General features: G+C 47.4%; 14 protein-coding genes. 12 read left to right on the top strand and 2 right to left on the bottom strand.

Annotation, left to right across the window (positions count from 1 at the left end):
* Position 1 precedes the first annotated feature (1 nt).
* The 4 genes from CB4_RS06135 to hemQ all read left to right on the top strand — a co-directional run bounded on the left by CB4_RS06135 (position 2) and on the right by hemQ (position 4,716).
* Complete coding sequence (locus tag CB4_RS06135; RefSeq protein ID WP_231956162.1) at positions 2-1,303, top strand: peptidase U32 family protein; 1,302 nt, start codon at positions 2-4, stop codon at positions 1,301-1,303.
* 74 nt (positions 1,304-1,377) lie between these two features.
* A complete protein-coding gene (locus CB4_RS06140; RefSeq protein WP_096464103.1) occupies positions 1,378-3,171 on the top strand; it encodes a peptidoglycan D,D-transpeptidase FtsI family protein in 1,794 nt (597 codons plus the stop codon).
* Between the two features lie 23 nt (positions 3,172-3,194).
* The gene (locus tag CB4_RS06145; protein WP_096464105.1) at positions 3,195-3,890 is read left to right on the top strand and encodes a phosphatase PAP2 family protein; all 696 of its coding nucleotides are present in this window, start codon (positions 3,195-3,197) and stop codon (positions 3,888-3,890) included.
* An 82-nt stretch (positions 3,891-3,972) separates the two neighbouring features.
* Positions 3,973-4,716 (top strand): hydrogen peroxide-dependent heme synthase, encoded by a 744-nt coding sequence (hemQ, locus tag CB4_RS06150; protein WP_096464107.1) that lies wholly within the window; start codon positions 3,973-3,975, stop codon positions 4,714-4,716.
* A gap of 684 nt (positions 4,717-5,400) precedes the next feature.
* Here the strand turns inward: hemQ and CB4_RS06155 are convergent.
* Complete coding sequence (locus tag CB4_RS06155; RefSeq protein WP_096464109.1) at positions 5,401-6,606, bottom strand: DUF1343 domain-containing protein; 1,206 nt, start codon at positions 6,604-6,606, stop codon at positions 5,401-5,403.
* Positions 6,607-6,794: 188 nt separating this feature from the next.
* Here CB4_RS06155 and CB4_RS06160 point away from each other — a divergent pair, with 188 nt between their 5' ends.
* The 3 genes from CB4_RS06160 (at position 6,795) to CB4_RS06170 (ending at position 9,647) form a co-directional block, all read left to right on the top strand.
* Entirely contained in the window at positions 6,795-7,778 is a 984-nt protein-coding gene (locus CB4_RS06160; RefSeq protein WP_096464111.1) for a sporulation protein, read from the top strand.
* A gap of 84 nt (positions 7,779-7,862) precedes the next feature.
* On the top strand, positions 7,863-8,975 hold the full coding sequence (locus CB4_RS06165; protein WP_096464113.1) for a toxic anion resistance protein: 1,113 nt from the start codon (positions 7,863-7,865) through the stop codon (positions 8,973-8,975).
* Between the two features lie 177 nt (positions 8,976-9,152).
* On the top strand, positions 9,153-9,647 hold the full coding sequence (locus CB4_RS06170; protein WP_096464115.1) for a GNAT family N-acetyltransferase: 495 nt from the start codon (positions 9,153-9,155) through the stop codon (positions 9,645-9,647).
* 96 nt (positions 9,648-9,743) lie between these two features.
* Here the strand turns inward: CB4_RS06170 and CB4_RS06175 are convergent, their stop codons facing one another.
* Positions 9,744-10,463: an RNA-binding domain-containing protein gene (locus CB4_RS06175; RefSeq protein ID WP_096464117.1), complete on the bottom strand. Its 720-nt coding sequence runs from the start codon at positions 10,461-10,463 to the stop codon at positions 9,744-9,746.
* Positions 10,464-10,733: 270 nt separating this feature from the next.
* Here CB4_RS06175 and CB4_RS06180 point away from each other — a divergent pair, with 270 nt between their 5' ends.
* Genes CB4_RS06180 through CB4_RS06200 form a run of 5 tightly spaced genes read left to right on the top strand, consistent with a single transcriptional unit; the run spans position 10,734 to position 17,744 of the window.
* On the top strand, positions 10,734-11,231 hold the full coding sequence (locus tag CB4_RS06180; RefSeq protein ID WP_157737817.1) for a GNAT family N-acetyltransferase: 498 nt from the start codon (positions 10,734-10,736) through the stop codon (positions 11,229-11,231).
* Position 11,232: 1 nt separating this feature from the next.
* Complete coding sequence (locus CB4_RS06185; RefSeq protein WP_096464121.1) at positions 11,233-11,751, top strand: phage tail protein; 519 nt, start codon at positions 11,233-11,235, stop codon at positions 11,749-11,751.
* 35 nt (positions 11,752-11,786) lie between these two features.
* Positions 11,787-12,281, top strand: a complete 495-nt coding sequence (locus CB4_RS06190; RefSeq protein ID WP_096464123.1) for a phage tail protein — start codon at positions 11,787-11,789, stop codon at positions 12,279-12,281.
* A gap of 18 nt (positions 12,282-12,299) precedes the next feature.
* Positions 12,300-12,818, top strand: coding sequence for a phage tail protein (locus CB4_RS06195; protein ID WP_096464125.1), 519 nt, complete (start codon positions 12,300-12,302; stop codon positions 12,816-12,818).
* A 21-nt stretch (positions 12,819-12,839) separates the two neighbouring features.
* Positions 12,840-17,744, top strand: coding sequence for an S-layer homology domain-containing protein (locus CB4_RS06200; RefSeq protein ID WP_172890819.1), 4,905 nt, complete (start codon positions 12,840-12,842; stop codon positions 17,742-17,744).
* The last annotated feature ends 14 nt before the right edge of the window (positions 17,745-17,758 follow it).

The following is a 17,758-nucleotide window of genomic DNA, read 5'->3' on the forward strand; positions in this document are numbered from 1 at the left end:
AATGACGGAATCAAATAGTATGACAAGTAAAATCATTACACCGCGTGGGCCGATTCTGCAAAAGCCAGAAGTGTTGGCACCAGCCGGTAACTTGGAGAAGTTGAAATACGCCGTGCGCTACGGCGCGGATGCGGTGTACATCGGTGGACAAAGCCTGGGTCTGCGTGCAAACGCGGATAACTTCTCCTTCGATGAAATGAAGGAAGCAACCGAGTTTGCCCACGCCCATAATGCAAAAGTATTCGTTGCAACAAACATCATCGCGCACAATGAAGACTTGCATCAAGTGGACGATTTCATGCGCAACCTGCAACGTGCAGGCATTGATGCGATTATCGTCGCCGATCCAGCGCTTATTCAACGTACGAAACAGGCAGCACCGGATCTTGAACTGCATTTGAGTACACAGGCATCGACAACGAACTGGCAGACCGTGCAATTCTGGAAAGAAGAAGGCATAAGCCGTGTCGTATTGGCCCGTGAAGTGTCCGTACAAGAAATCCGTGAGATCAAAAAGCATGTTGATATTGAAATCGAAGCGTTTATTCATGGTGCGATGTGCATTTCGTATTCCGGACGCTGTGTGCTGTCGAATCATTTCACTGCGCGTGACTCGAACCGTGGTGGCTGTTCGCAGTCTTGTCGCTGGCAGTATGACATGTTTGAACCGCTGCCGAAAGACGAAGCCGCACTCGGACAGATCGGCAAGAAAGCCCTGCCGATGTTCGGTGAGGAAGATCCGATGTTTACGATGAGCTCCAAAGACATGTGCATGCTTGAATACTTGCCGGATATGATTGATGCTGGCGTGGACAGCTTCAAGATTGAAGGTCGTATGAAGAGCATTCATTATGTGGCGACCGTTGCGAACCAGTATCGCCGTGCCGTGGATGCGTATTGTGCAGACCCGGATCATTACAAGCTGAATGCGGAGTGGATGGAAGAAATCTGGAAAGCGTCACACCGTTCAATGACAACAGGCTTCTTCTATGGCACACCGACAGAAACCGAGCAGCTGTTCGGAGAGAACGAAGACATCCCGCAGTATGACTTTGCAGGTCTTGTTCTGGATTACAATGCAGAAACAGGCATCGCAACGATCCAGCAGCGCAACAAATTCAGTGTTGGTGATACGATCGAATTTTTCGGTCCGAAAATGGACCGTTTCACGCAAACTGTTAGCGAGATGTGGGACGACAAGGATGAGGTTATTGAGTCCGCTCCTCATGCGATGCAAGTTGTGAAGATGCACGTAGACCGTCCTGTGGCACAGCACGATATGATGAGAAAAGAGAAAAAGTAATACGGTTTAAGCCTCCTTTTGTTTCGGCAAGACTGATGATAACAGTCTGAGTCGAAATAGAAGGGGGTTTTTGTATGTCGATTTCGCGGAAGAAGCGGCGGATCTTTGTTGTGTTGATTTTATTTACGCTTCTCTACACAGGAATTGTCAGTCGTCTGGCGTGGATTCAGGTTGTGGCAACGCGGATGTTCTCCCCTCATCATGTTGATCTCGTCGAGCGAGCGGTAGCCCAGCGCCGGGAGAAGCTGGTGCTCAACAGTGGGCGTGGCATGATCTATGACCGACAGGGGGCACCGCTGACCGGAGAAGAAAAAGTAGGGCTGGCGATATTTCCGCTCGTCCGGTATGATCTTGAGGAAAGTGGGAAAGTTGGCAAGCTCGCACATATTCTCAGTATGACAGCAGAGGAAGCATTCCGACTGATCAAAGATCGAAAGCACGCAGGGTTCTGGGAGAATGGGCCAGGGAATGTGGTGGCACTCCGGCCTGATCAAGCGCGTGACATACAGGCACTCGGCATTGTGGGTGTATTGCCGCTTCCTGTGACAACTCGCTATTCAAAAGATGGACTCGCTCCCCAGATGATTGGCTACATTGGACAGAACGCGAAGCTCATTGCGGAGAAATACATGGATGATGTACAGAGCGGTGCACTTCATCCGAACAGCAAGATCGGAGTTGCAGGACTAGAGCGCACCTTTCAACCTTTTCTTGCCGGTGTCGGGGAGAAGTCGGTTTCGTATTATGTAGACGGGCGCGGCAATCCATTGAATGGTCTTGATGTTCGGATGAATGAAGCGCAAAACTCCTTTTATCCACTGTCGATTATGACCACGCTTGATAGCACCATACAGAAAAAAACAGAAGAGGCACTACAAGCGTCTCCGCTTCGAAAAGGTACAGCCGTCATACTTGATGTTGGAACACGGGAAGTGCTTGCAGTTGCCTCGAAGCCGAGCTTTGATCCGTCTCGTCCGAATCCAGGTACGAATGACTGGCAGAACCTTGCGATCAAGCAGACGACCCCCGGTTCGATTTTTAAAATTGTGGTAGCGGCTGCTGCACTCGAAGAAGGGCTGGTTAAGCTCGATGATCATTTTGTATGTAAGGGTCAATATGGTAAGTACGGATTTGCTTGCTGGAAGGAAGGCGGTCACGGCGAGCTGACATTTGCAGAGGCGTTTGCGGATTCATGCAACATTACGTTCGCGGAAGTAGCAAAAAAAGTCGGGCCAGAAAAGCTTCAACTTTATGCCCGTAAGCTTGGGCTGGATCAGGAAATCGGCTGGCAGAAAATGCCGTTCTATAAGCTTGGATTGTTCCGGCAATTTGATGGGGAAGACAAAGGACGTGTATTCGCGCAGGATCATCCAGTTGGAGATGAAGGTATTTTGATCCAGACGGGAATCGGACAGCGGGATGTACAGATGACGCCGTTACAGGCTGCGAACATGGCGGCTATTATCGCGGGTGGCGGGCAAAAGCAAAAGGTAAAAGTCGTCCAGTCGATCAATTATCAGAACGGCACGACTTTCTATTGCTTTGAAGATCGTCCGCTTGACGGTGGTACAATCTCGCCGGAGACAGCTAGTAAGTTGCGTGGCCTAATGGAAGGGGTAGTGGATCACGGGACAGCGAAAATGCTAGGGAACCTGCCGTGGAAAGCGGCAGGAAAAAGCGGAACGGCCCAGATCAGGGTAAATGGGGTAGCACGCAATAATCAGTGGTTTGTCGGGTACGTACCGCGTGAGAATCCTAAGTATGCCATCGCTGTATTGGCGGCAGACCAGCCAACGAAAGGCGTGAATGAAGCAACGAAGCTGTTTGGAGAGATTGTCACGCGAATGGCACAGACAGAGAAGAAATAGCTGGAATTAGGGAGGGAGAGGGAATGAAACAGACGCTTAGTCGAATGGCAAACAAGCTGTCGCCAGGCGGTAGCCTGAGTGTGGTGCTCACGGTTGGGGCCGCTTTGGCCGTGCTGTTGTTGTTTATTTCAACTGCGATTGTAGATGAAGTATTGGAAAAGGAAACGGTGCAATTTGATCAGATGATATATGGTTGGCTGCACCAGATGCATAGTGAGGCAATCACTGCCGATGTCATTTTTTTGACGAACATGGGGTCAGCGTTTCGACTGATTCCGATTTATGTGCTGCTCGTGCTCGTGCTCTTGATCTGGCGGAAACGGGAAGAAGCGCTCATGTTAACGTTTGCCCTTGGTGGAGGTGGAGCACTCAACTATGTTTTGAAGCAGATATTCCGCCGCAGTCGCCCGGATGTGGAGCATCTGGTAGAGGCAGGAGGGTATAGTTTTCCGAGCGGGCATGCGATGGTGTCGTTTATTTTTTATGGCATGCTTGCCTACCTGGTCTGGTACTATTTGTATGAGTATCCGATCTGGCGATATAGTATTCCTGCCCTGCTTGTTCTGCTTGGCATCAGCATCGGCATTAGCCGCGTGTATCTTGGGGTGCATTACGCAACGGATGTGATTGCCGGGTTCACGATTGGAGGAATCTGGTTGATTGCCTGCATCGTTGGGCTTCGGGCTCTGCACTGGTATAAAGAAAAGCAAAGCAGTTGAACATATGCGTTCGTCGCTTTGTTTTGCTATAATGGGAAATGGTTAGACAAGCTAGTAAGCACCCATATAAGGAGTGACAAACATGAGTGAAGCAGTACATACACTAGAAGGCTGGTTTGCCCTGCACGATTTCCGGACGATTGATTGGACATCATGGGGAGCGGCTACAGAAGCAGAACGTCAGGAAGCGATTGAAGAACTGATGGCGTTTATGAACAACTGGGCCGATATTGAAGAATCTAAGCAGGGAAGCAGCACGGCATTTACCGTAGTCGGTCATAAGGCAGACATCGCGTTCATGCACCTGCGCCCAACGCTCGAAGACATTGAAGAAGTTGAGAATGAATTCAATAAAACAGCATTTGCCTCGTATACAGTTCGCGATTATTCGTATGTCTCAGTTGTTGAGCTGAGCAGCTATATGTCTAAGGAAGCGGACCCGATGCAGGACCCGGCCATCCAGGCGCGTCTGTACCCGGCCCTGCCAAAAACAAAACATGTATGCTTCTATCCGATGAACAAGAAGCGTGAAGGTAACGATAACTGGTACATGCTCAGCATGGAAGAGCGTCGCGGCATGATGCGCAGCCATGGCATGATTGGTCGCTCATACGCAGGTCGCGTGACCCAGATTATTACCGGCTCCGTTGGCTTTGATGATTGGGAGTGGGGCGTGACGCTGTTCTCGGATGACCCGATCACGTTCAAGAAGCTCGTATATGAAATGCGCTTTGATGAAGTGAGCGCACGCTTCGGTGAGTTCGGATCGTTCATCATCGGCAATCGTCTGACGAATGAGCGTCTACCAGAGTATCTTTCGCTCTAAGTGCTACAAATAAAGGAGTGGTTTCAAAAGTCGTACGTGACGATTGAGACCGCTCCTTTTTCATCTGCAAGGTTTTTGAGGATTGGATCTGCTCAACGTGTAGTGGAGGAGCGGAGAAGGGAGGCATCTGTCACTTCGGTACGCTTGGCAGGGGAGTAAATCTGGTCGCTCCAGGGCTCCGGTGCACTCGCCCATAAAAGGACAGGATGAAGGTTCACAGAAGGGTTATGGGCAAAAGCCCGTGCACCAGATCCCTTCCGCTGGGCAACGCGCGTACAGGCGTTCCGTGATGCCTCCCTTCTCCGCTCCTGCCGCCAGTTGGGCCAGTTATCCATCACTCAGCAAGCACAGATCTTAGTACGGCTTTGCCGTACACTCTGGACTTTGTCTTTTTTTTGAATCTCAACTTTGTTGGGAGGAGAGAAGAGAGAAGTAAGAGAGCGCCTGTACGTGTTACCCAGCGGAAGGAGAACAGCGAACGGGCCTTTGCCCGCAACCCTTCAGTGAAAGAACATCGGGGGTCCTCTTTTGCGGGCGAGTTCGCTGGGCTCCTGGAGCGGACAGTCTATTCTTCTCTGCAAGCGTACCAAAGCGAACGGCTTCTCTCTTCTCGACTCCCACCACCAAAGTTACTCGATTCCACAAAAAAGAGCAGCCCTGTTAGGACCGCTCTCTTCCCCTACCTTATTGATACAGCAAATAATTTTTGCGCTCTTCTTTAAACTTCTTCAGCCCCGACGCATATTTTGCTTCGATCTGCTGCGGTGTCAGTCCTTGCAACAGGTACTGACCAATCTTATCTGTACCCATAATCTTATCAAACATCACAATTTCCTTGCCGCTGCGTGGTACTTTGAAGTTGTTAAGCTTATGTGCATACGCAAGCGCATAAATACCAGTGCGTGCCGGGTTGAATGTGCGGTAGTTCGTGATTTTTAGCTGCACACCGCCTGAGCTACCGCGCTTTTCAGCAACGAACGTTACACCTGGCAGTTTTGCACCGTTCAGCAATGCCGCGTACTTTTTCGAATCAATGCCTTTGCCGCCAATCCAGGAGAACGGACCGTCCTGGAATATACCTGTTCCTTCACCAAGACCAGTTGCATTATAGCCGAATACAGACTGCATATTTGGCATAAGCGGCGAGCTTTGTACCCATTTCAGCCCTGTATCCTGGAAGATCATATTGCGCGTATAGCCTTCCATCGGTACGACAGAAAGATTCGCTTTAATCTTTCGGTTAAAGAAGTAGGCGAGTTCTCCCGCGGTCATGCCGTGTGACATTGGGAGATTGTCCACCCCAACGAATGTCTTGAATTTATCTTCTAGCACTGGACCATCCACAATTGTGCCGCCGAGCGGGTTCGGGCGGTCTAAAATGACAATCGGTATACCAGCTTTTTGTGCAGCCACCATACAATAGTTCATCGTCGACATGAATGTATACGAACGAGCACCGATATCCTGCATATCGAATACAAGCACATCTACATTTTTAAGCATAGCCGGTGTCGGCATGCGAGTCGTTCCATACAAACTGTATACCGGAATTTTAAGGGTCGGATGTGTGTAGGATGTTACATACGCTCCGGCTTTTGCTTTGCCATCCAGTCCGTGTTCTGGACTATACAGCGCAGTAAGTGAAGCGCCAGGATAGGAAGCTAGCACATCTACCATGCTGACCCCATTACTGTTAACGCCTGTCTGGTTCGTAATTAATCCGATGCGCTTGCCGTCAATGAGATGAGAATACTTCTCTAGTAAAATATCATCGCCCAGCTTAAAAGCGGATGTATCGGGTGCTTGTGGTGCAATAGAAGCTGATGCAGGCAGGATCATCCCCATAAGCAGTACAATTAGTGCCGTAAGCACTGACAACCATTTTTTCATTCTTTCTCCCTGCTTTCCTTTATGTATATAACTTGATTATACGTGGATTCATTTCATCTTCCTACCAGTTTGGCACGGAATCATTCAAAAGTTCTATGAGATTTTTCGAGAAGAATGAAACTTGTGCGACAAGTACCCCGTATAAAAAATTAATGAGAAAACTATGATCGAGGGGGATATAATCTTTTATGTTTAAAAAGTTTATGGCCAAGATCGGAATTGGTTCTGCAAAAGTGAATCTCGTTTTGCATAAAGACGGCTGTGAGATGGGACAGACTGTAACGGGTGATTTGATGATTGAAGGTGGATCGGTTGAGCAAAAGATTAACCGGCTGGATGTTGATTTCATGCTGAGTATTCGGACGAAACAGAAAGAATACGTACACCGTATAGCGACCATTCCGATGTCAGGTGCGTTTGTTATCGGCGCATCCGAGCGCAAAGTGCTACCGTTCTCGTTTGCATTGTCGCCAGACTTGCTCGTAAGTGCACCATCTGTGGCGTACTACTTCACGACACATCTTGATATTGCGGGTGGAGTGGACAGTGGCGACCGAGATTATCTTCATGTGCTTATGCCGCATTATTTGGCTAACACAGTCGAAGCGCTTCGCTTACTTGGCCTAATGGAAAAGCCGAACTCGCGTAAATTTGATGGCTACACGCAGCAATTCGAATTTGCCCCAACTACGATGTGGCGCGGTCAGATCGAGGAAGTAGAATTCGTTGCAGCAATGGAGCCGGATGGCATCCGTCTTCTGCTAGAAGTTGATCTATATTCTTTCGGACGCGAAACGGAGTTGCGCCGTGACGTATACATTCCAGCAGAGACAGCAGATCATGTGCAGGAACTTGCCGAGCATCTGCGCGGCATGATTGATGGGATGATAGAAAATCCGCAAATGTATATGCATGTGCGTGATTACTTTGGCCGAGGACACCACCATGATTATCAAAGCTACGGCGCCAACCGTTACGGAGGATTTGCCGGAGCACTGGGCGGCCTGGCTGTTGGGATGCTTGGTGGCATGATTCTCTCCGAAATCATGGGGGATTTCATGGAAGATGCGCTCGGGGAAATTGGCGATATTGGGCAGGAAATAGAGTCTGCGGCAGAAGATTTTGGTGGGGATTTATTTGACGGTGGCTTTGACTTTGGAGACGATGAATAAAAGCCAGTAAAAATAGCGATAAAAGTAAGAAATGGATATGTGTTAAGCTGATCGTTACACAGGCGTTATGAAGGAGGGGATTCCATGGACTTTACACAACACGCACTTACAGAAGCAGAAAAGCTGGAACCGGGGAGCTTATCCCATCTGACAGAAGACGAGCGTCGGAGAGCAGAGGATCTGGCCCAATCCATTCAGGTGAATGATAGTGCAGCGGTGCTACAGTACGGTGCAGCTTTGCAAAACGAGATCTCACAGTTTTCGGATACGATTCTTGATCATGTGCGTGCCAAAGATGGCGGTGAAGTCGGTCAGGCACTCACGGAATTAATGCTTAAAGTGAAAGAAGTGGATACGACGACGCTTTCGGGTCGCAAAAGTGGACTGTTATCGAAGGTGCCTGTGTTTGGTTCCATGATGAATTCCGGCAAGAAGATGCTGGCGCAGTATGAGAAGCTGGGCGGTCAGGTCGCAACGATTACACAGCAGCTTGGGACGGCGAGTCAACAGCTTTTACGAGACATTAAGTTGCTCGATACGCTGTACGAGAAAAATCGAGAATTCGTCCGGGAGATTGATTTGTACATCGTAGCCGGAAAAATGAAGCTGACCGAGCTTGCGACAGAAGTGTTGCCTGCGTTGAAGCAGAAAGCAGAAGCATCTGTTGATCCGGCTGATGTGCAGGAGTTAAACGATATGGGCCAGCTTATCGATCGGCTGGAGAAAAAAGTGCATGACCTGATTTTGACACGCACAGTCACGATCCAGTCTGCCCCGCAAATCCGGCTTGTACAGAACAACAACCAGGTGCTGGTCGAAAAAATTCAATCGTCCATTTTAACAACGGTTCCATTGTGGAAAAATCAGCTTGTGATTGCAGTGAGTCTCCAACGTCAGAAACATGCGCTTGACGTACAGAAGCAGGTAACTGATACGACGAATGAACTGCTTCTGCGTAATTCAGAGCTATTAAAGATGAACTCGATTAACATCGCCAAAGAGAACGAGCGCGGGGTAATTGAGATTGAGACTTTGAAGAAAACACAGTCAAATCTTGTTGACACATTGGAACAGACATTGCAGATTCAGCGAGAAGGACGAGAGAAGCGGCAGGCAGCGGAGCAGGAAATCACGCATATGCAACAAGAGCTGAAAGAGAAATTAACCGCACTGGCAACCGAATACCGAGGCCGGTGATCAAAAAAAGGTTGGAGCAATATGCTTCAATCTTTTTTGCTGTGTGTCATTATTTTTCTAATCACAAAAATATGTTCAGAATATGTTTAGAAGCATTTGGTAATATGGAGGTGTTCAGCTTATGATAGCGTGATTTCAAGAAAGTCGAGAGATATAGCCTGAAGGAGGAAAACTAGCTTGATTACTAGACAAAATGTTACGGCAGATGATGTTTCATTTCTCTATCAAGTATATAAGGAAACGAGAGAGGAGGGGCTAGTAGGAATGGATTGGGACGAGGAAGAGCGAGAAGCCTTTCTTCGTATGCAGTTCGATATGCAGAGGAGTTCGTATGCGCTACAACATCTAGCAGCCGATCATGAGATTATACAGCTTGATAAGGTGCCTATCGGTCAGATTATGACCAAAATCACAGATCATTCCATCTGGCTTATTGATTTATCTTTGCTTGCGCAATATCGAAACAAGGGAATTGGTACACGCTTGATTCGAGATCTTCAAGAGCGAGGAGAGGAGCTGGGGAAGGTCGTACGCCTACACGTGCTATATAATAATCCGGCACAGGATTTGTATGCAAGACTTGGATTTTGTATAACGAGTGAAAAATTTCCGTACCTTGCGATGGAGTGGTTGTCGAGTGAAAAAGCAGAAAGAAATAAGAAGAAAGATTAGGATGAGTGATCAATATGTGGACGAAACTCGGATGTGTATCGGCGCATATGCTTCAAAAGGTTGGGGGCAATATGCTCCAACCTTTTTGCTGTATGATTATTCGTCTGTCATGCCGTACACATCAAGCACCTGCTCGATACGCCGTTGCTTCCGTTCGATGACCCGTTCAATAAATCGTTCGTAGTCGTCATCTGCCTGCCGATTGCGTTCTGCATATAGATATTTTAACTGAGTTAGATGCTCAATAAGCGTTAGGTCCGTAGAATACGCATCGCCTGCATTAACCTTGCGTAAAATGATCTCAAGCAGTTTCTCGTTTGACGCTTCGATTGATTTCGTACCCTGCCGGATGTAGATCGCTCCATATCGCAGCTCACCCCGGCTGATGATCGATGTATACGGCACGTATTTCGGATCGTATTCAATAATGAGCACCTGGAACTTTTTATCCGTAAATGGAGCGAGTGCCTGCTTATCAAAAATGAAATCTTCCGTGCGGTATTTGACCCAGCTTGGCAGATAATTGCCGAGTTTATTATCAACGTCGGCCTTGTCGAGAAAATCCTGACTGGACAGGCCATCAAGCGATGAACTTCCATCCGACTGTTGACCGACACCGACAATAATCGAGCCGCCACCAGAGTTGGCAATGGCAAGAATATGCTTGGCCAGCTTCGTTAGATCAATCCACTTCGCCTTAAAATCAAGGAAATCTGTCTCACCTGTATTATAGAGCAGCAGTTCGCAAAGCGTATCGTGCGTAGGATCAAGCAGAAAATCTTTTAGTTTTTGCGGCTGAATATCTTCATAAAACATTCCATTCGACCTTTCTTACTCGTTTGCTTGTATTATATCGTATGAAGTGAGTCTATGTGCATGTATATTTTGATTTCAGGAGTAGGGAGTTATGGCATAGATGTTTTGGATGAAATGAGTATTTTTTTGCTCGAAATGGCCTATTATCATATGACCAATATGACTCTTATAATAAATACAGGAAATACCTTACAAAAAATGGATGTATTGATTTCTACGAGGAGGTATGACTATTTTTCAAACCAGTACTGTAGTCGTGGTGTCTCTATTATGATAACTAGGCAAAACATTACTGCAGATGATGATGGATTCCTCTATCAAGTGTACAAGGAGACGAGAGAGGAGGAACTACGAGTAACTGGATGGAGCGAAGAAGAGCAAGACAGCTTTCTTCGGATGCAATTCGATATGCAGAGGCGTTCGTATGCATTGCAGCATGATGGGGCTGACCATATGATCATTCTGTTTGATCAGGTGCGCATTGGTCAGATTATGACAAAAACAACAGATGATTCGATATGGATTATCGATGTGGCTTTGCTTGCCACATACCGAAACAAAGGGATTGGCACGCACTTGATCCTCGATATTCAGCAGCAGGCAAAAGAGATAGGGAAGAGTGTGCGATTACATGTGTTATACAATAATCAGGTGCGTAATTTGTATGCGAGACTCGGATTTCAGGTAACAGAAGAAAAGCCTCCTTACTTCGCTATGGAATGGTGTCCGAATCAAAAATTACAAGGTAGTAAAGAAAGGAGGTCCTAGGATGAGTGAGCCGTATATAGGTGAAATTCGTATGTTTGCAGGTAATTATCCTCCAATAGGTTGGGCGTTTTGTGATGGAAGTGTACTTCCGATAAGTGGAAATGAAGTGTTATTTACGCTTATTGGCATCACATACGGCGGAGATGGACAGACGACATTTGCCTTGCCAGACTTGCGAGGAAGAATTCCAATTCATATGGGCACTAGTTCTTTGTCCAGCGCAACGTATGTGTTAGGACAGAAAGGTGGCACGGAAACCGTAACGGTAACCGAATCTCAGCTTCCTCAGCATACACATCCTGTGTTTGCCCAGTCTGCTGATGGAACGACGACGAGCCCGAACAATGCCTTTTGGGCGACTAGCTCAATTAATCAATATTCTAAAAGTGAGCCGACGAGCACAATGAAAAATACGGCAATTAGTTCGATAGGAGGCAATCAATCTCATAATAACATGATGCCGTTTTTAGCTGTCACTTTTATTATTGCACTAGAGGGAATGTATCCTTCGCTGAATTAAAAGACTGAATATTTAAATATTTTAGGGGGTGAATCATGTCAGAGCCATTTATCGGCGAAATTCGTATGTTTTCTATGAATTATCCGCCACAAGGTTGGGCTTTATGTAATGGACAGCTCTTGTCTATCAATAGCAATCAAGCGTTGTATTCTCTTATCGGCACAGCGTTTGGAGGCAATGGTACGACGACATTCGCCCTGCCGAATTTGCAGGGAAGAGTGCCGACCCAGATGCCGAATATAAGTGCTGTCGGTCAAAGTGGCGGGGAAGAAGCTCATGCGTTGACGATTAGTGAAATGCCTGCTCATACACATCAAGCGTACGCAGGATCAGAAAAACTGTATGATACGCCAGTTGGAAACGTATGGGGTACTAGTACACCCACTAATTACGCGCCGCAAGCGAATAGTCAAATGCATGCTCATGCTCTTGCCCAAAGCGGGGGGAGTCAAGCACATTCGAATATGCAGCCGTATACAGTAGTAAACTTCTGCATTGCACTAACGGGGATTTATCCGTCTCGAAATTAAAGGAAAGGAGGATAGCTTATGGATCCTTATATCGGTGAAATTCGTATGTTTGCAGGTAGATTTGCACCTTATGGATGGGCATTTTGTGATGGAACGTTGTTGCCTATCAGTACAAATACCGCTTTATTTTCGATTTTAGGCAATCAATTTGGCGGAGATGGCAAGACAACATTTGCTTTGCCTGACCTGCGTGGGCGTGTCCCGATGCATCAGGGGACTGGACCAGGCTTGACGACGCGTGACTTTGCAAGCAAGGGTGGGGCGGATACAGTCACCTTACTTACAAGTGAGATGCCATCCCACGGTCATGCGGCTGCTTGCATTGTGCAACAGACGGTAAAAGATCCAACGGAGGCAGTATGGGCTAATTCTGGAGGCAGATCAGGAGATAAGATATATTCAGGAGTGTCTGGTGTGATGATGAATCCAGGGGCTATTGGAGTGATGGGAGGAAGCCAACCGCATAATAATAGGCAGCCGTATGTTGCCGTTACTTTTATTATTGCTCTCCAGGGAGTTTGGCCGTCACGAAGTTGATGGATGAGATGGGGGAGAAGTATGAAAAAGTGTATTTCGATGTTTCTATGTACCTTGATGGTAGTATTGAATTTTCAAATCGTCAGCATCAGACCGGCTAGTGCTGCGCTAGTAACGAAGACTCCGACTCAAGACGCAATATGGGATGTTGGAGGGAAATGGCCTGATGAACCATTAAACTATGTTGGGTATTCAGCGGATAACGATTATGGTGTGCAAAGATCAGCTGTTCAATTCGATCTATCTGATATTAACGCTTCTGTGGGGCAGGCAAAGTTCCGTTTTTTTGTCACAGAGAACCAAGACTTAACACCATCGGACCCTTTTATCCCATTTGTTACACTGTATGGTTCTAGCATTGATTCATGGGGGACTACATTTCCATTGGATGCAGGGGACCTGCCTTTATATATAGGGCGCACAGATATTCCGCAGGGGCAATGGAGGGAATTTGATGTAACGAATTTTGTTAATAGTCAGATAAGTACAGATAAAAAAGTGACGTTCGCGTTACTTGGTCAGGAAACAGTGCCAGGTGCACAATTTAACTTTGCCGGAAGGACCTATCCAGACGCTTCAAAGCGGCCACAACTTGTACTTATTCCTCCTGCTCTACAACCGACTGTCACTAGTACAGTGACAGCGGAAGACACACAGAGCGGAAGCGGACTGATCATCACTAAGGATGTTGCCGATAGCTCTTCGGTTACACACTTTAAAATTAGCGGGATTACGGGAGGGACGTTGTATAAAAACGATGGTACGACCGTAATTCATGATGGCAATTTCATCACGGTAGCGGAAGGAGGGGCTGGGTTAAAGTTTACGCCAGCGCCAGATGCGAATAGCCCGACAGGTGGTATATTTGGCTTTAAGGTGCAAGCCGCATGGGATTCGAGTGGAAGTGGGCTCAGTAATGCTGCACAAGTAGCCATTACTGTTACGGAAGTGAATGACCCGCCGGTTGCAGTGAATGATTCATTGTCTTCGATTGAGGCAGATTCCGGGGCTCGTACCATTCCGTTTGCGACTTTGCTTGCTAATGATTCTCCAGGACCAGCTAATGAAAGTGGTCAGGTGCTGACGATAACCTCCGTTGATAGCCCGGTCGGTGGTACGGTAAGCATCTCAGGATCGAATGTAATTTTTACGCCTAGTGCAAATTATCACGGGCCTGCAAGTTTTCGATACACTGTGCAAGACAATGGTACGACTAATGGTAGCGCTAATCCGAAGACTGCTCAGGCGACTGCTTCTTTTACGATTAATGCACCTGCAGTGAAAAATATCACAGCGGTATCACCCCCAGCTGCGAAAACGGGGATCGCGAACGGAACGGCCAAAATAGTGTCAGCACTGGGATTACCGGCTCAGGTAGGCGTGACGTTAAGTGACAGCAGCACAACGAACGTAGACGTAGTATGGGATGTAGCAGGTTCTTCGTATGACCCATCGCAAAAGACGTCGCAGACGTTTACTGTAACGGGGACGTTGACCAATCTTCCAAGTAATATCACCAATTCCACCAATAAAACCGCCAGCATTAGTGTAACGGTCGATGCGGAGCCAACGAAAAACATCACAGCGGTATCGACACCGCCAGCCAAAACAGGAATCGCGAACGGCACAGACAAAACAGTGTCAGCGCTGGGATTACCGGCTCAGGTAGGCGTGACATTAAGTGACAATAGCACCGCAAACGTAGATGTAATATGGGATGTAGGGGGTTCTTCGTATGACCCATCGCAAAAGACATCGCAGACATTCACAGTCTCCGGGACATTAACCAACCTTCCAAGTAACATTACCAATTCTACTAATAAAACGACCAGTATCAGTGTAACTGTTGATGCGGAACCAACAAAAGATATCACAGCGGTATCAACCCCAACTGCGAAAACAGGAATCGCGAACGGCACAGACAAAACAGCGACAGCGCTGGGATTACCGGCTCAGGTAGGCGTGACGTTAAGTGACAGCAGCACAACAAACATAGACGTAATATGGGATGTAGCTAGTTCTTCGTATGATCCATCACAAAAGACGTCGCAGACGTTTACGGTAACGGGAACGTTGACCAACCTGCCAAATACAATCACCAATTCAGCCAACAAAACAGCCAGCATCAGCGTGACAGTAGACGCCGAGCCAACGAAAGACATCACAGCGGTATCGACGCCAACAGCAAGAACAGGGGTCGCGAACGGCAGTGCCAAAACGGTAGCGGCGCTGGGATTACCGGCTCAGGTAGGCGTGACGTTAAGTGATAGTAGCACAACGAACGTAGACGTAATATGGGATGTAGCCAGTTCTTCGTATGATCCATCACAAAAGACACCGCAGACGTTTACAGTAACGGGAACGTTGACCAACCTGCCAAATACAATCACCAATTCAGCCAACAAAACAGCCAGCATCAGCGTGACAGTAGACGCCGAACCAACGAAAGACATCACAGCGGTATCGACACCAACAGCAAGAACCGGGATCGCGAACGGTAGTGCTAAAACGGTGTCGGCACTGGGATTACCGGCTCAGGTAGGCGTGACGTTAAGTGACAGCAGCACCGCAAACGTAGATGTAATATGGGATGTAGGGGGTTCTTCGTATGACCCATCGCAAAAGACGTCGCAGACATTCACAGTCTCCGGGACATTAACCAACCTTCCAAGCAACATTACCAATTCTACCAATAAAACGACCAGTATCAGTGTAACGGTCGATGCGGAACCAACAAAAGATATCACAGCGGTATCAACCCCAACCGCGAAAACAGGAATCGCGAACGGTAGTGCTAAAACGGTGTCGGCACTGGGATTACCGGCTCAGGTAGGCGTGACGTTAAGTGACAACAGCACCGCAAACGTAGATGTAATATGGGATGTAGGGGGTTCTTCGTATGACCCATCGCAAAAGACATCGCAGACATTCACAGTCTCCGGGACATTAACCAACCTTCCGAGCAACATCACCAATTCTACCAATAAAACCGCCAGCATTAGTGTGACGGTAGAAGCGGCGACAACAACATCCGATACGATCAGTGTTACAGGAGTGTCGTTGGATCAATCGAGTCTTAGCTTAACAGTAGGAGGGGCAACCGGAACATTAATCGCCACGGTGCTTCCAGCTGATGCAACGAATAAAACGATACTGTGGTCCTCTAGTAATCCCAATGTCGCGACAGTTGTAGGTGGTGTAGTCACTCCATTACAAGTGGGAACGACAACGATTACAGCAACTTCACAAGCCGACCCTACCAAACAGGCTACCAGCTTGGTAATGGTGGAAGCGGCGACAACAACCCCCGATACGATCAGTGTTACAGGTGTATTGCTCGATCAATCCAGTCTCAACTTAACAGCAGGAGGAGGCACGGGCACATTGACCGCCACCGTATTTCCGGCTGATGCGACGAATAAAACGATATTGTGGTCGTCCAGTGATCCAACAGTAGCAACGGTAGCAAATGGCGTCATTACACCATTGAAAGCCGGAACCACAACCATTACTGTAACAACGGTAGATGGAAGTAAGACGGCTAGCTGCATCATAACCGTGAATCAGCCATCTTCCGGTGGAGGAGGAGGCGGCGGTGGTGGCTCTTCTAATGGTGGTTCATCTGGCAACTCGAATTCTACCCCATCAACACCAACTACAAATCCGAATATGGGTATTGACATTAGTATTACGGAGGCAGGAGTCATTAAAGATCGGATTCCGAACGTTGTCCAGGTGAGCAACAAAAAAGCAGATGATGGAAGAAGCATGACGACGCTTACCATTTCCAATGAGTACCTTGAGAAAGTAGCAGGAGTCATCAAATCGGGCGAGTCCGTAGTTGTGTCTGCCAAATCCTTGCCAGATACAAGTGCTATTCAGGTAGAGGTAACAGCGAAAGCCCTCTCTTCTCTAGCAGAAAAGAATGCAAGTTTGTCCATTCAAACAAAAGAGGCAGCAATTCAACTTCCGGCAAGAGCACTCCAGATAGAAAAAGTAGCAGAAAAGCTGGGTGTAGCGGCCGAACAAGTAAAAGTAAATATCACGATTACAAAACCAACCGTACAAGTGGCACAACAGGCGGCAGCCCTTGCTGAAAAAATGGGGGCGAAGGTACTAGTAGAACCAATCCAATTCTCGGTAACAGCGACAGCGAATAATCAAAAGTTGGATAGTAACAAGTTTGGCAATCAGTTTATTACACAATCGGTCGTGCTAAATCCAGCCCAACAGATTAACCCGATGAAAGCTGTTGCTGTGATTGTAGAAAATGGAAAGCTACATCCGGTACCAGCAAGATTTATGGACGGGAAGGCAGAGATTCATACGACGAGAAACGGCACGATCATGATTATGGAGCGAACAGAAACATTCACAGACATATCCAACCACTGGGCACAAAAAGATATTGAAGCTCTTGCGAACAAATTGATCGTAACAGGGATGGGGGATCAGAAATTCCATCCAAATGACAATATTACACGCGCCGAATTTGCTGCATTTATGGTTCGAGCGTTAGGATTAGAGGATCATACAGCGAGAAATGAAAGAACATTCACTGATGTATCCGCTGACGCTTGGTACTCGTCTGTTGTAACAACTGCTACAGAGGCTGGCATTTTTAAAGGTGTAACGCAGGAACAATTTGCGCCAAACGAACTGATTACACGTGAACAAATGGCAGCTGTATTAGTTCGGGCTTCCAAGAAATTCGGCTTACCACTTAAGTCTGAAGCATCAACACCAACTATTTCTGATCTGGATCATGTTTCTAGCTGGGCGAAAGATGAAGTGGCAGAGGCTATTCAAGCCGGTATCATGAAAGGAAATCCGAATGGGACAGTTACACCTGGAAGCACAGGCACACGTGCTCAAGGAGCTGTTCTCATTAAAGGGTTATTACAGAAAACGGAATTAATTAATTAGTAAACAAAAGAGCC

The organism is Aneurinibacillus soli (assembly GCF_002355375.1).
In the GTDB taxonomy this organism is placed as follows: Bacteria; Bacillota; Bacilli; order Aneurinibacillales; family Aneurinibacillaceae; genus Aneurinibacillus; species Aneurinibacillus soli.